The sequence below is a fragment of the Colwellia sp. MB3u-4 genome, from assembly GCF_014077065.1.
Lineage (GTDB): Bacteria > Pseudomonadota > Gammaproteobacteria > Enterobacterales > Alteromonadaceae > Cognaticolwellia.
Genome location: NZ_JACGVE010000045.1, coordinates 42,089 through 56,842, shown reverse-complemented (window position 1 = coordinate 56,842; position 14,754 = coordinate 42,089). Strand labels below are relative to the sequence as shown.

The 14,754-nt window shown below is 39.4% G+C and carries 11 protein-coding genes; 6 read left to right on the top strand and 5 right to left on the bottom strand.

The window, feature by feature from the left end:
- Positions 1 to 172 precede the first annotated feature (172 nt).
- From H4J61_RS01510 to H4J61_RS01500, 3 genes are all read left to right on the top strand, one after another.
- Positions 173 to 1,243 carry a hybrid sensor histidine kinase/response regulator gene (locus H4J61_RS01510; RefSeq protein WP_182183053.1) on the top strand — a complete coding sequence of 357 codons (1,071 nt, stop codon included), beginning with the start codon at positions 173 to 175 and terminating at the stop codon, positions 1,241 to 1,243.
- Between the two features lie 73 nt (positions 1,244 to 1,316).
- Positions 1,317 to 1,760 (top strand): response regulator, encoded by a 444-nt coding sequence (locus H4J61_RS01505; protein WP_182183051.1) that lies wholly within the window; start codon positions 1,317 to 1,319, stop codon positions 1,758 to 1,760.
- 442 nt (positions 1,761 to 2,202) lie between these two features.
- On the top strand, positions 2,203 to 3,552 hold the full coding sequence (locus H4J61_RS01500; protein ID WP_182183048.1) for a Na+/H+ antiporter NhaC family protein: 1,350 nt from the start codon (positions 2,203 to 2,205) through the stop codon (positions 3,550 to 3,552).
- Between the two features lie 142 nt (positions 3,553 to 3,694).
- Here the strand turns inward: H4J61_RS01500 and H4J61_RS01495 are convergent, their stop codons facing one another.
- Together H4J61_RS01495 and H4J61_RS01490 are read right to left on the bottom strand one after the other, a co-directional pair.
- Entirely contained in the window at positions 3,695 to 4,489 is a 795-nt protein-coding gene (locus H4J61_RS01495; protein ID WP_182183045.1) for a M48 family metallopeptidase, read from the bottom strand.
- Positions 4,490 to 4,602: 113 nt separating this feature from the next.
- Complete coding sequence (locus H4J61_RS01490; protein ID WP_182183043.1) at positions 4,603 to 5,340, bottom strand: hypothetical protein; 738 nt, start codon at positions 5,338 to 5,340, stop codon at positions 4,603 to 4,605.
- Between the two features lie 368 nt (positions 5,341 to 5,708).
- Here H4J61_RS01490 and H4J61_RS01485 point away from each other — a divergent pair, with 368 nt between their 5' ends.
- Positions 5,709 to 6,077, top strand: coding sequence for a hypothetical protein (locus H4J61_RS01485; protein ID WP_182135223.1), 369 nt, complete (start codon positions 5,709 to 5,711; stop codon positions 6,075 to 6,077).
- Positions 6,078 to 6,097: 20 nt separating this feature from the next.
- On the opposite strand, the gene ligA is transcribed toward H4J61_RS01485, so the two are convergent.
- The 3 genes from ligA to smc all read right to left on the bottom strand — a co-directional run bounded on the left by ligA (position 6,098) and on the right by smc (position 12,900).
- The gene (ligA, locus tag H4J61_RS01480; protein ID WP_182183041.1) at positions 6,098 to 8,173 is read right to left on the bottom strand and encodes an NAD-dependent DNA ligase LigA; all 2,076 of its coding nucleotides are present in this window, start codon (positions 8,171 to 8,173) and stop codon (positions 6,098 to 6,100) included.
- A gap of 102 nt (positions 8,174 to 8,275) precedes the next feature.
- A complete protein-coding gene (gene zipA, locus H4J61_RS01475; protein WP_182183039.1) occupies positions 8,276 to 9,337 on the bottom strand; it encodes a cell division protein ZipA in 1,062 nt (353 codons plus the stop codon).
- Between the two features lie 8 nt (positions 9,338 to 9,345).
- On the bottom strand, positions 9,346 to 12,900 hold the full coding sequence (smc, locus tag H4J61_RS01470; protein WP_182183036.1) for a chromosome segregation protein SMC: 3,555 nt from the start codon (positions 12,898 to 12,900) through the stop codon (positions 9,346 to 9,348).
- Positions 12,901 to 13,118: 218 nt separating this feature from the next.
- On the opposite strand from smc, the gene cysZ reads away from it, so the two are divergent.
- Positions 13,119 to 13,874: a sulfate transporter CysZ gene (gene cysZ, locus H4J61_RS01465; RefSeq protein ID WP_182135216.1), complete on the top strand. Its 756-nt coding sequence runs from the start codon at positions 13,119 to 13,121 to the stop codon at positions 13,872 to 13,874.
- A gap of 368 nt (positions 13,875 to 14,242) precedes the next feature.
- On the top strand, positions 14,243 to 14,620 hold the full coding sequence (locus H4J61_RS01460; protein ID WP_182183034.1) for a hypothetical protein: 378 nt from the start codon (positions 14,243 to 14,245) through the stop codon (positions 14,618 to 14,620).
- Positions 14,621 to 14,754: the final 134 nt, after the last annotated feature.

Below are 14,754 nucleotides of genomic sequence, written 5' to 3'. Positions count from 1 at the left end.
CAAATTTTTCGTTGTGATATGTTTAGACATTATCAATATAAGTTGATAATGTCTAAGTATATTTTATATATAAACCGCTTTATATGTGTATATTTTGTATCTGATTTGTAAATGCTTTGTGTTTGAATTATGTACAAGGTATTTGGATTAATGACCACGGATAACACCTAATATGAAAGTGATAGTAATAGAAGATAACCCCGATCATTTTGAGATTATTGAAGATGCGTTTGCGTCTATTACTGCAATACAGGCTCAAGTTGTTCGAGCTGACACTTTAGCAGCCGGAAAATCACTGTTGTTTTCTGAGCACTTTGATATCTGCTTGTGCGACTTACAGCTTCCTGACTCAACAATAGAACAAACAGTAGAGTGGTTAAGTTCACAAACCCATCCATTGCCTATGGTAACATTGACCTCACTACACAGCATTGAAATAGCCCAAAACTTGCTCCACAAGGGCGTGCAAGACTATCTATCTAAAGACGAACTGACCGCACAATTACTCTACAAAACATGCCAGTATGCTATTGAACGTTTCAGACACCAACAGGAGACCACTGGATATAATCAAGACATGCAAGTATTCTGTGACAGTTTATCGCACGATTTCAATGGCCACATTAACCGTATTAAAGGTGTATCCAGAGCGTTAAAGTCAGATTTGATGGAAAGAATCAGTTGCACAACAGATGAATTACAATGGTTTGATTATCTTGAAACAAGTACCTCAGAAGTACAAAACTTAGTCTCTGACTTGCAAAGTTACTTATCGGTTGGCTATGTAAACCAGAGCTTTGAAACGGTCTGTTTGAAGTTGGTAGTCAAAAAAGTAGTGGCTTCCCTAAAAAGCGCCCTGCAAATTGATTTCGAAGCTAATATGCCAAACGAACTTGCTACCATTTCAGGCAACCCTGCGTTGTTGCAACTGCTGTTCCAAAATCTTATCGCTAACAGCATAAAGTTCAATAATAACCGACCAATTATCGACATAACGATGCAAGATAATGGTAATTATATTGATATTATTTTACAGGATAATGGCATTGGATTTAATCCAATACACGCCCAAAAAATATTCTCGCCGTTTAATCGACTGGCTAATGGTAAGAAGTTTTCAGGCTCTGGCTTAGGCTTAAGTATCGTTAAGCGAATCGTTGCACACCACGATGGCAGTATCGAAGCAGACTCAGTATTAGGCGTAGGTAGTAAATTCACCCTTAAATTCAAAAAAGAAGCATAAAAAGATTAATATTTAACGTATCAACAATGGGCTAATTTATCTTTAAAAAACCCAAACCAACAAGGAGACAAGTGTGGATGATTTTAAACCTATTTCGGCATTAATGGTGGAAGACAATATCGATCATGCAGAGCTGATGATAGATGCTTTCAACGATTTTAATATTAAAAATACCATAGCACATGTCATAGACGGTGAGCAGGCCATTGCTTATCTAAGAAACGCAGCACCTTATGAGGACAAAAGTAAATTTACCCGTCCAGATATTGTTTTTTTAGATATTAGAATGCCCAGACAAGGCGGTATTGAAACGCTAAAAATAATGAAAGCCGATGATGACCTGTGCAGTATTCCGGTTGTGATGATAAGTACCTCAAAAACGGAGCCAGAAATAAAAGAGTGTTATCGTTTAGGTGCTAGTGGCTATATTACTAAACCACTGAAATTCGATGACTTTTCGAAAAAAATGAAGGAATTAAACTACTATTGGGTACTAACATCTGAGTTACCAAAATAAAATATGAGCTGTTGTGATCTTGATTTAACTCGCATCTTGTATCAAGCGAGAAAATAATATCAAGACTTCAGCCATAGTAGATAATCTCTGCTGGCGAAAACCAGTAGGGATTTTTTTATGAAACTACCAAGCAATTCACCTGATGTTCATCGAATGATTTCACTATTTCTCATATGATTTTCTATTCTTAACTGAGCTTTTCCTGAGCTTTAACTAAGCAAGCAGAACTTAACATAAACATAAGTTCAGCATGAGCTCAGTAGTGTTAGCCCCACAAGTAGTCTCCTTGTGCTAAAGGCAGATATTGAAAAATAAAACGAACATCTAGACGTCTAGATTGACAAGTGAAATTTACACCATATAATGCTATTCAATATAGACATTCCACCAAATACAGTTATTGTTTAGTTTGAATAAAATAATAACTAAAAAGATCCTATTCATGAGCCATAATATTTCATCTGAACCTACGCCAGCGTCATTGCCCAAAAACAACCCAGAACAAAGTTTAAAAAGCCTCTTACCTTTTGGCGCTTTTCTGGCAATATTTCTGGGTACGGGTATCGTTTTAACACTACAAGGCGTTGACTTTGCCTTCTACCAACTACCCGCCAGCATTGCCATTATTCCAGCCATATTATTAGCTATTTATATGGGTAGAGAGACAGTAAATGAGCAAATTAGCCACTTTATAGCTGGGGCTGGTCATCAAAATATCATTACTATGTGTATTATTTATCTTTTGGCTGGCGCTTTTGCGACTGTGGCTAAAGCAACGGGTAGTGTTGATGCTAGTGTGCAACTAGGGTTATCTTTTTTTCCTGATTACTTTTTACTCCCTGGGCTTTTCTTAGTCGCGGCATTTCTTGCCACCGCCATGGGAACGTCAATGGGCACCATTGCTGCCATAGCGCCAATTGCTTTAGGCTTTATTGAGTCTGCTGATATCGATGCTAGCCTTATTGCTGGCTGTATTATATCTGGGGCTATTTTTGGTGATAATTTATCGATAATTTCTGATACCACGATAGCCTCGACCCGCAGCCAAGGTGCGCACATGAAAGATAAGTTTCGGGTAAACTTTAAGTTTGCTGTGCCTGCCGCATTAATTTGTTTAGCTATTTTAGCCGCCAATGGCGTTGCCTTAAACCACGAGGTTAGCCAAGACCTTGATGTTATCGGTTTCTTGCCTTATATCGTTATTTTGGTATTAGCGCTGTCAGGTGTGAATGTCTTTATGGTGCTCATTATCGGTATTATCTTAGCCGCGGCCATTGGTATGCTCAACAACGGTTATCAATTGGCGAGTTGGGTAAGTGATATCAATAAAGGCTTTGCCAGTATGCAAGATATCTTTATTTTGTCGTTATTTATTGGTGGTCTAAGTGAATTAATTAAACGCCAAGGGGGCTTAAGTGCTCTAACAGCGAGTATTGAAGGCTTAACGCATAAAATTAGCCCAAACAATAAAAAGCGTGCTGCTGGTATTGGTATTGGCGCTTTAGCCTTTTGTTGTAATTTTTTCACTGCAAACAATACTGTCTCTATTATTGTAACCGGTGAAACGGCAAAAGACTTAGCTACTGACGGTGAACTCAGCCCAGCTCATTCAGCCAGTTTATTAGATATTTACGCTTGTATAAACCAAGGTTTATTACCCTACGGTGCTCAAGCTTTATTGCTAGGCGCTACCTTAAAAATATCCCCTTTAGAAGTGGTCGCCAATGCCTACTACCCAATGATTTTATTTGTTGTGGCTAGTTTCGCTTTTTGGCGTATTACGAAAAAATAAGCGACTTGCTCAAGCTAAAAAAACCGCTGCGCTAATAGGGTCACTTAACATGAACAAATATTAGCGCAGCGGCCTTAGTTTCAGTTGCAAGCTTAAGTTTGAAACTGAAACTTAACTTACCCAGTTAAGTTAACTGGGTAAGTTAAATTGCCGGTTGTAGACATTTAGGCGCTATTGCTTGTTTGAAAATTGGCATTGATATAGGCAAGTGTGCGGTTAACTGTTTAATACGCGTGGCGTTTGATGGATGAGTCGACATAAATTCAGGTGGCGCAGCTTTTGATAATTTCGCCATATTTTGCCACAGCTTGATACTCGCTTTTGGGTCAAAACCTGATGTTGCCATTAAGTCTTGGCCGACAATATCCGCTTCACTTTCATGGCTGCGACCATAGGGCATTAACACCCCATACTGCACACCTAAACCTAAACCTGCCATGACGGTATTTCGACTTTCAACATTTTGGCTTTCAAGTACCCCACTGACAATTGATAGGCCTATTTGGCTAACCTGATTTGACGATAAGCGCTCGTTAGAATGATGTTCGATTACATGCCCAACTTCGTGACCAATAATAGCGCCTAATTGGTCTTGGTTTTCTGTAACTTTTAATATCCCAGTATAAACACCTATTTTACCCCCTGGCAGTGCAAAAGCATTGACTTGTTCTGAATCAAATACCACTACTTCCCAAGCGCCGTTATGAGCAGATTTTGGCACATTCTTGGTGATCGCATTAGCAACACATTGCACATAACGATTAATTTCAGGCGACTGGCTAATTTTTTCTTTGTTTTTCATTTCTTCAAATGATGCGCTCCCCATTTTATTAAGGTCACTTTCTGACATCATCATTAACTGTGAACGACCCGTTGAAGACGTTGTACAACCGGTTAAGGTCATTATTGCTAGGCATAGTGCCAAGGTTAGTTTCATCTCTTCTCCTAAAATACAGTCTAAAAATATAGCCTAAAAAAATGGCTTGAAAAATGGCGTAAAAAATTTATTTTAACATAAATACTTTAATCGCTTATGCTAAGTAATGAAACTTATTGGTTGATTAGCGTATCTTGGCCTTTACTGACCCCATAAATATCGTCAGGATAAAAACCTAAGGTGACATGAAAGTCTTTATTTTTTAACAATAAATTTTGACGAATAAATTGTCCATCCGCAGAAGAGGCAACCACAAAGTAGCTCTTTTTCTCATCATTTTCAACGCGGCCTAAACCATGTAAAACAACACGAAATTGCTCTGGTAATTTTAATTGTGCTTTATTAATCGTTTGATATTCATACGGATTGACCAAGGTAATATGAAAAGTTTGCTGATCACGCGCCGCTTGATACTGGCGATAAATAGCATATTGCTCTTCGCCTAATGCCGTTTTTAGTTGCTCTAAGTAACGGCTAAGGTCAGCGAGAGAAACTTTACCCCCTAAATAAACTAAACCACTATTGTCTCTAAGTTCACTAATCTCTAAGCTTAATGTTTTATCTTCATTAAAGGTGTCTGCTGACAAGTGATTTTCCGACTGCGCTAGTATTCTAGCTAAGGGCGTTGCTTTTTGTGGCTTGGCTGCTAGTTTAGGGTTTTCTTCTGCATGATTACTGACATCATTATTTATATAAGTAATGCCAGCAGTACTGGCAACTTGCTCAAAGCTTTGCACTGGTGAGTTTTTTTCTTGTGTAAGCACTAGATGCTTTGTTAAGGGGGTTGCGGTAGCAGAATTAGCTAGGGTGCTGATCATGATGATCACAGCCCAATGTATTTTTTTATTCATGCGATTAATTTCCTTCATGGCGCGCTCACCTTAATGTTATGTCATTTTTTGACCTAAGTTAGCACTATGTTCACTAGACGTTTCAGTACACTTTTTTCAGCACAGTATTTTCGCGCTTAAATAGCACGTAAACAGGCAGCTAATATGCGGTATAAAGTTTACATATACTAACGCAGACAAGTTAAATTTTTTATCTTACTGGCATAGTACCACTGACATTTCATCACGTTAATCGATATACTGAACCTGCGTCAGTATTTTGCCTGATAGCAAGGCAACAGCGACAATAAAAATTAATCACTTTGGGTTTTCTCAAGTCTTTATCTACATTAACTTAATAATAACGAGCAGGAGTTACTTTTCACTTAATGCCATTTTCAATTACCCCAGAACTCTTTAATTATATTGCGATTACCTTTGCCCGTTTTAAATGGCAACTTTTAGCCTGGAGCCTATTCTTTTTTGTGCTTTATATTGCTTTGCAGTCACAAATTCAACTCAAAACCCCTAGTGTATTGGTTTGGTTAGCGATACTTATTTTATTTGTTGCGATTGAAAGCTTAGTGGTTTCAGCATTTATGTTTTTCTTTCAGGTGCTGCCCTCAACACGAGAAGAAAATGCTGCTTGGTTTAAGTTCTATCGAACCATTGAATGGTGTGAAACAATACTATTTGCCATATTACTGCCCTTGCCCATAGTATTGTTTATTTATACCTTTTTGCGCTTAGCTATTTAGTTGCTTGGCTATTTAGTTGCTTAGCTATTGAGCAGCGCGATCATCTCATCTTCTGTTAAGACGCTAACGCCTAAGGTTTGTGCTTTGACTAATTTAGAGCCTGATTTTTCACCCGCAACTAAATAATGGGTTTTGGCTGAAATACTGCCCGACACTTTTGCACCCAAAGCTTGTAGTGCCGCTTTAGCTTCATTGCGGCCCATTTTACTTAAGGTGCCGGTGAGTACAAAGATTTGATCTTTTAGCGGTAATTCATCGTCACTCTTAGGTTCAATATCTGGCCATGACATAATATTTTCAAGCTCTTCAACGACTTCAACATTATGTGCTTGGGCAAAAAAGTTAATAATATTTTTTGCCACTATCACACCCACATCGGGTACTTGTTGTAATTGTGCTTCGTTCGCCGATTTAATCGCGGTAAAATTAAGAAAATATTGTGCTAGGTTTGCTGCGGTAGTTTCACCTACCTCCCGAATACCCAAAGCATAAACAAATTTTGCTAAGGTGGTATTTTTTGCAACCTTAAGGCCTTTAATTAAATTATCAGCTGACTTTTGCCCCATGCGCTGCATGGTACTGACATCAAGTGTGGTCAATTTAAATAAGTCGGCAGGCGTTTTTATCAAGCCTTCATCCACTAACTGCTCAACTAATTTATCGCCTAAACCGTCAACATCAAGCGCCTTGCGCGAAGCAAAGTGTTTAATGGCTTCTTTACGTTGTGCCTGGCAATATAAACCGCCAGTACAACGTAATACCGCCTCTCCTTCTGCCTTTAAAACCGCAGACTGACAAACCGGACACAGGGTTGGAAAGCTAATAACCTCGGCATTTTCAGGGCGACGTTCAAGCACCACACTGACGATTTGGGGAATAACATCACCGGCGCGACGAATGATAACAGTATCGTTTATCTGTATGCCTAAACGGTCGATTTCGTCTTGATTATGCAAGGTAGCATTGCTAACAGTAACGCCACCAACAAATATCGGTTTAAGGCGAGCAACCGGTGTTATTGCACCGGTTCGGCCCACTTGAAAGTCGACAGATTCCAGTATGGTTAGCTCTTCTTGAGCCGGAAATTTATAGGCGGTAGCCCAACGCGGTGCGCGAGCAACAAAGCCAAGTTGCTGCTGCAGTGCAATGTCATCCACTTTAAACACGGTACCGTCAATTTCATAACTTAAGGCAGCGCGTTGTTGTAAAATATCTTGATAGAAGGCTTCTACTTGCGTGGCATTTTCCAGTAGCTTTACTTCCGGGCACATAGGTAAGCCTAACGCTTTTATTTGGCATAAACGCTGATAATGAGAATTTGCCAACCAGTTTTCGTCAATACTTTTTCTGTCATCGCCACGCTCTGCTAGGTTTTCTAAAGCGCCAACAAAGCCAATACCATAAGCATAAAAGCCCAAGTTACGTTTTGCGGTAATTTTAGAGTCTAACTGTCGTAAGCTGCCTGCGGCGGCATTGCGGGGATTAGCAAAACCTTTTTCACCTTTTTTTATCGCCTGTTTATTTAAAGCGTCAAAGCTGGCTTTTGGCATGAACACTTCGCCACGAACTTCTAAAATATCAGGAAAACTTGTCCCTTGTAAACGTAATGGAATAGACTTTATGGTGCGCACGTTTTCGGTAATATTTTCACCCACAGTGCCATCACCACGAGTGGCCGCTTGAACAAAAACACCGTTTTCATAACGTAAACTTACTGCTAAACCGTCCAACTTAGGCTCGGCGCAAATGGCAAAATCAAGCCTTGATTTTATGCCGCCTCGATTTAACCTATCCAGTAGTCGTTTAACAAATGCTTGCCATTCATCTGCGGAAAAAACATTGTCTAATGACAACATAGGTAATTGATGAGTTACTTGACTAAAAGATTTAAGCGCCGCCCCACCCACCTTTTGGCTAGGTGAATCAAGGGTTTTCAGTGCTGGGTGTGCGGTTTCTAAGGTCATTAATTCCCGCATTAACCGGTCGTATTCAATGTCAGGTACACTGGGCTCATCAAGCACGTAATATTGATGATTGTAGTGATTAAGCAACTGACATATTTCAGTAATGCGTGTAGTAACCGTTTGTTCAGACATAAGTTTTATTTACTTTGAGAGTGAGTGTTTTACGATCAATAATGCGCGGCAATTTTACGGTTGCACATTATTGACCATGAAATTTATCGAGGAGAACAGTCTTTATTGTGAGCCGATGCGACTCTTGCGTTCAAACTCGCGAATAAGGCTAATATAATGCTGTTCAGTTTGTTTGGTCATCACACTACGCTTGTGATCAAGTAATTGGCCATGAAACTCTACCGCCATTTGTTTAGCCGCATTTAACATTTGCTCAAACACTGAAAAAGCATCACAAGGATTAGGTAAGGTCATAAAGAGGGTGATGCCTTGGGTGCTAAAGTTTTCCATATCATCAAGATTAAAAGTACCCGGATTCATCATATTGGCTAGGCTAAAAGTCACTTTTCCATTACCGGCGTTATCTTCATGGCGGTGAAATATATTCATTTCGCCATATTTCATTCCTAAAGTCAGTAATGTGGGTAATAACGCAGCGCCTGACATCACTTGTCCTTTTGGCATAACAACCGAGAGCACAATAACTTGCGGCTCAATATTGATAGCACTAGGTTTTTCATTTGCCGGTGTTGCCGACGAACTAGGCTCATCTTTATTAAGCGCAGCGGCTTTATTCACTAATATGTCTGGCTTTGCCTGTGTCACTGGTTGTTGATAAACCGGTTTAGTTTGCAGCGCTTTTTTTCTATTAGCTTCCGTGCTGGCCGTTTTATTAACAGCTGTCTCTTCAAAGCAGCCTTTTTCATAATCAGCGGCGTCTGACAACCCTTGTTGCTTTAAATGCTCTGGTACGGCTTCAGTATCGTTATGCAGAGCACCAAAATTTAGTCCTTGCTCTTGACCTTTTTCGTCAAAGTCAGCTAGAGGAACATCATTTGGCATGGGTGCTTCGCTATAAAAGTCTGCACTACCCTCAACACGATGAGACTTAACAGCAAGCTCATCATCTTGGGCGCTAGCGCCAACTACTTTTGGCTTACTGACCCCGTCTTGATCAAAACCTGAGCCATCAAAACCCCGTGGCTGTGATGCTACAGGATCTACTTTAGTTTTTAATTTATAAGGATTTTTTTGTTTTCTAATAGTCCAATAACCATGAATAAAAATAGCGACTATCACGATAGCACTAATAATAATTAATGTGTTTCTGAAATTATCTTCCATTACCTTGCCTATGCTTCTGCCATGGCGATTGCTTCGTCAATATCAACCGCTACCATACGTGAAACACCTGGTTCAAACATAGTAACTCCGGTTAAATGTGACGCCATCTCCATGGCTATTTTATTATGACTTATATATATAAATTGCACTGTTTGCGACATTTCTCGCACTAGATTACAAAAACGACTCACATTTGCATCATCTAAAGGTGCATCCACTTCATCAAGTAAACAAAATGGTGCCGGGTTCAATCTAAAAATCGCGAAGACTAATGATAATGCGGTCAGCGCTTTTTCTCCACCAGATAATAGGTGAATTGTGCTATTTTTTTTACCTGGCGGTCTGGCCATAATGGTAACCCCTGTTTCCAGTAGGTCTTCACCGGTCAAGGTTAAGTACGCTTGACCACCACCAAAGACCTTAGGAAATAACACCTGTAGGTCTTTATTAACCTGATCAAAGGTCAGTTTAAACTTATGACGGCTTTCTTTATCTATTTTTGCAATTGCCGCCTCTAGCGTGCTTATTGCATTATTAAGATCTTGATCTTGTTGGTCAAGGTAACTTTTACGCTTGAACTGGCTTTCATACTCTTCAATGGCGGCTAGATTAATAGCCCCTAATAACTGTATATCTTTAGCCAATTTAATTAACTGCGCTTGCCAGAGCGATTCTTTCGCATTGGCGGGCATGGCCTCAATAACGCTATCAATATTTTGTTGTAACTCAGCTAGAATTTCCAGGCTACTTTCAGCTCTTAATTTAAAACCTTCGCTATCTAATTGTAAACGCGCTAACTGCTGATTAAGCGCACTGATTTTATTTTGACTGCTTTTTTGCTGTAATTCTAATGTTGCTAAACCTGTTTGGCTGTCATTCAAAGTTTGCTGATTAAATTGCAGCTTGTCATTAATGGCGACTAGGTTATCGAGCCATTCGGGTAACTGTTGCTCAAATTCTTGTATTGGCTGACTGTTTTCGGTAAAAACTTGGCTATTACTGCTCAACCTTTGGGTCAGTAAATTAACATTTTCTTGATTAGAGCGAATATTTTGTTCACCTTGCATACGCTGACTTTTAAGTTGTTCAACCACTAAGCTCGATTGATGTCGTTGTTGATGCAATGCTTGGCTGCGCGTTTGAATTTGCTCAATTGACGCTTGTAATCGTGTTTGTTGTTCAGAAAAATCATCCACACTATCGCCGCTGTCATCAGATACTTGTGCTATTTGTGCTTGAAAATCAGCTAACTTTTTTGTAGCTATATGCTCACTTTTTAGCAAGTCATCTATTTGCTCAGTTAATTTTTGCTGCTGACTTTGTTGTTGTTCATTCGCCTGAGCTTTTAATGAAATCAAGTTGTTAAGCTCATTAAGTTTAGCGTGTTTTAAGGTTATGTTTTGACTAATAGTACTTTTTTCACTTGCTAATCGCGCTTGCTGTTCGCTGATTTGGCTTTGCTGCTGCTCGGTATTTTGTTGTGTGCTCGATAAATCCTGAATCGCAGTTTGCTCGCTGGCAAGCTGGCGTTGCAAGCTAATATAGTCGTAACCTTGTTCAAGCTTGCCTTTGGTTAGCATGTGATGATGCAACCAAGTGCCGTCTGGGCAAATAATACTTTGGTGACTCGCTAAACTCGATAATTCTTGCTTAGCTTCACGATAATTTTCAGCCAGAAAAATATTATTAAAATAGCGAGTTAGCGCGCTAACACCCCTCACTTTATGGGCTAAAGTATTAGCGTTAATTGTGCTTAACTCGATGCTATGTTTATCCATACTTTGATCACGGCTTTGATCAGAGCTTTGATCAGAGCTTTGAGCCGAAATTTCAGCACTGTTTCGATAAACAAAACACAAGTTATCTGCCGTTAAGTTGCCATCCGTATCAGCGTTAGGCAAGGTTTCAATAACATGGCCTGCTAACCAATGTGATAATACCACTTCAACCGCCTGCTCCCAGCCATGAGCCACATCAAGTTGACTCTGCAACGACACAACGTCAGTAATGCTTTGCTGACTAAACCATAGGGCTTGTTTTTCACTCCAAGGCGATGTGTCAGCAAGCTTTATCTGCAATGCTGCAATCACTTGACTTTTAACCGTGTGCTGGCCAGCAGTTACTGCAAAGGTTTGACTTAATTCTTGAGACACTTGCTGCAGGTTTGCTGCTTTATCAGTGTTCTGATCCTGTTGTTTTTGCAACTGTTCAATAGCGCCTGTTACCAGCGTTTTTTCTTGTACTAATGCCTGTTCAGCAGCAGGGTCTTGTTGTGGTAATAAAGCTATTTGCTGACGCAATTTAATGCTTTGCTGAGTAACCTGTTCAATAATGGTTTGTTGTTGAGTAATATGAGCATGTATGGTCAATTTTTGCTGCTGATTTTTGTCGCGCTTTTGCTGGTGTTGTTGCCATTGGCTTTGCAATTCTTTCTGTTCTACTTGCTGTTCCGCCAATGCTGTTTGACAAGTTTTTAACGCCGCCTCTGTCGCTTGCAGCTGCGGTTGTTGTTCATTTAATTGTGTATTATACAATTGCAACTGCGCTTGCTCGGTTAAAATTAACTGTTGTGCATTGAGTAATTGCTGTTGAGTGAGTTCGTTGTCGGTTTGACTTTTTTCTGACTGCTCTTTTAAGTACTTAACTTGCTGTTCAGCGCGAGCAATATTTTGCGTTACATTAAGCTTTTGCTGATGCAGTGTTTGATTATTATCATTGCATGCCTGCATTGTGGCTTTTAATTCAATCATCACTAAATCATTTTGACTTAGTTCAGCATTTTGACTTTCAACTTTACTTTCAAGCGCTAGAATTCGCGTTTGATGTTGTTGACGTTGCTGATCAAATTTTTGCCAGCGTAACACCGCCAGCTCGGCTTTATATTTGCGTTCTTGTTGTTTCAAGGTACGAAAGCGTTTGGCTGCTTCTGCTTGTTGATGCAATTTGTCAATTTGTACATCAAGTTCAAGACGAATATCACTGAGCCGTGCTAAGTTTTCTCTGGTGTGACGTATTCTAGTTTCGGTTTCTTTACGGCGTTCTTTATATTTTGATATGCCCGCCGCTTCTTCAAGAAACACCCGTAACTCTTGTGGTTTTGATTCGATTAAACGAGAAATAGTGCCTTGTTCTATGATGGCATAACTGCGAGGCCCTAAACCGGTACCAAGAAAAATATCGGTAATATCGCGACGCCGGCACTTTGTGCCATTTAAAAAGTAAGTATTGATACTCTCGCGATTAACGACACGACGCACGGAAACTTGGCTTCTGTCGGCCATCTCACCTTGAATGCGGCCCTGAGTATTATCAAAAACTAGCTCGACACTCGCTTGGCCAATAGGTTTTCGACTGGCTGCACCATTAAAAATGACATCAGTCATGGCTTCGCCACGCAGATTTTTTGCAGAACTTTCGCCCAAGACCCAACGCACAGCGTCAATAATATTGGACTTGCCACAGCCATTTGGTCCAACAATGGCGGTCATTTGTTGTTCAAAGTGAACTTTGGTGGGATCAACAAAGGATTTAAAACCTGCCAACTTTATATGCTTGAGTCGCATTAAATCGAAAAACCTAATCGCAATATTTTATTGGCTAAAATTAAAGCAAGCAACTCGCTAAATTCCTGTCAGCCAATAAAATTAAAATAAAACATCAGTAACTAAGCTTACTGTATCAGAGATTGATGTACTTTGTAACATCACAATACTGTTCATATTAGCCTAAGGAACCTATAATCGGGCTATGAATATCAATTAGTTAGGTTAATAAAACAACAATGAACAATAATAATAAACCCCCTTTGGCCGACGGTGGTGCTGGATATTTTATCAAAGGCTTTGAGTTGATCCGCACACCTGGCATTCGACGTTTTGTATTTGTACCCTTAGCGGTTAATTTGATCCTTTTTAGTTATGCTTTTTATTATATGTTTTTGCAGCTCGAAAGTTATATGCTGACTTTAGACAATTGGCTGGGCGAATCGTTTTCTTGGCTCAGTAATTTTATTTGGCCATTAGCTGTGTTGTTTGTCTTGATTGTTTTTTCATTTATTTTCAGCTCTGTTGCCAATTGGTTAGCCGCCCCCTTTAATGGTTTGTTATCAGAGAAAGTTGAGGCGTTATTGACTAATCAACCCTTAAATAATGCTGGGGCTTTCGACGTTGTTAAAGACATTCCTAGAACGCTAAGTCGCGAGTTAACTAAACTGGGTTACTATTTACCACGCGCACTGGCTTTCTTTTTACTTTATTGGCTACTACCGGTTATCGGCCAAGTGCTGTGGTTTTTATTTCTTGCTTGGATGATGGCAGTTCAATATAAAGACTATCCGTTTGATAACCACAAAATTAGTTTTAACCATATGCGTCAAGCCTTGAAGCAACGCCAAGGCTTAAGTTATAGTTTTGGGATAACAACTGCCGTATTCTCGATGATCCCAATAGTAAACTTAGTTGTGATGCCTGTGGCTATTTGCGGTGCTACAGCACTGTGGGTTGACCATTATCGTGATGAATTTGTTGACCGTTCATAACAAATCAAATAACAATCAATAAGTTGCTAGCTTTTAAACGATAAGCCCAAACATTATGCATATTGTGATGTTTGTTTAAACGTGCGTTGACATGCGGTTCAATGCTCTCAACGAAGGTTTTACTATCATTTGACAGCAAAAAAATCAACGGGCACACTTAATACTCTACCTGTGTTATTAATTAAATGATCTAGATTACCGACTTTATTACGGCCTTTATTTAATAATTTGTCGTTCTAATGATTAAATAAACAAGCCTATCATGGCTGATTTTATTTAGTCTAAGTGATCATAGTCTTGGTGATCTAGGTTAAAATTTATCATTCATATTACATTCACATTACATTGAAATTTAAAAGGAACTGGCAATGCAATCACTGGGCTATATACCCAAAACCTCATTTTTATCCCGTACTTTATTACTGCTGATGTTAAGTTTTAGCATCAACGCCGCCGGTATTGAGTCAGAAACAATTGATATTCCGGTCATTGAAGGCGCGCGCGTATTTGCCAAATTTGATGATAAAACACCTGTGGTGATCAATTACTTCACCTCAGTAACTGAAAATGGCGTAATAGCCTTTTATAATAAAAGTTATGGTGAGCCGATTCAGCAAGAGCGCAAACGTGGCCGCTTAACTTTACACTACCAAAAAGATTTACAGCAAATACGTGTAGTTATTTCACAGCAAAACAAGCTGCGCCAAGTTGATATCATTGTTGATAAACGCACAGTAGAGCCATAATTATTTATATGAAAAATTCAAAAGCTAATGGCTAGACATAAAAAAACATCGCAAATGGCGATGTTTTTTTTACTTTCTATTACCTTAACTTTTGAATATTAACTAGCTAACTCGCTCATTAATGCAATCATTGC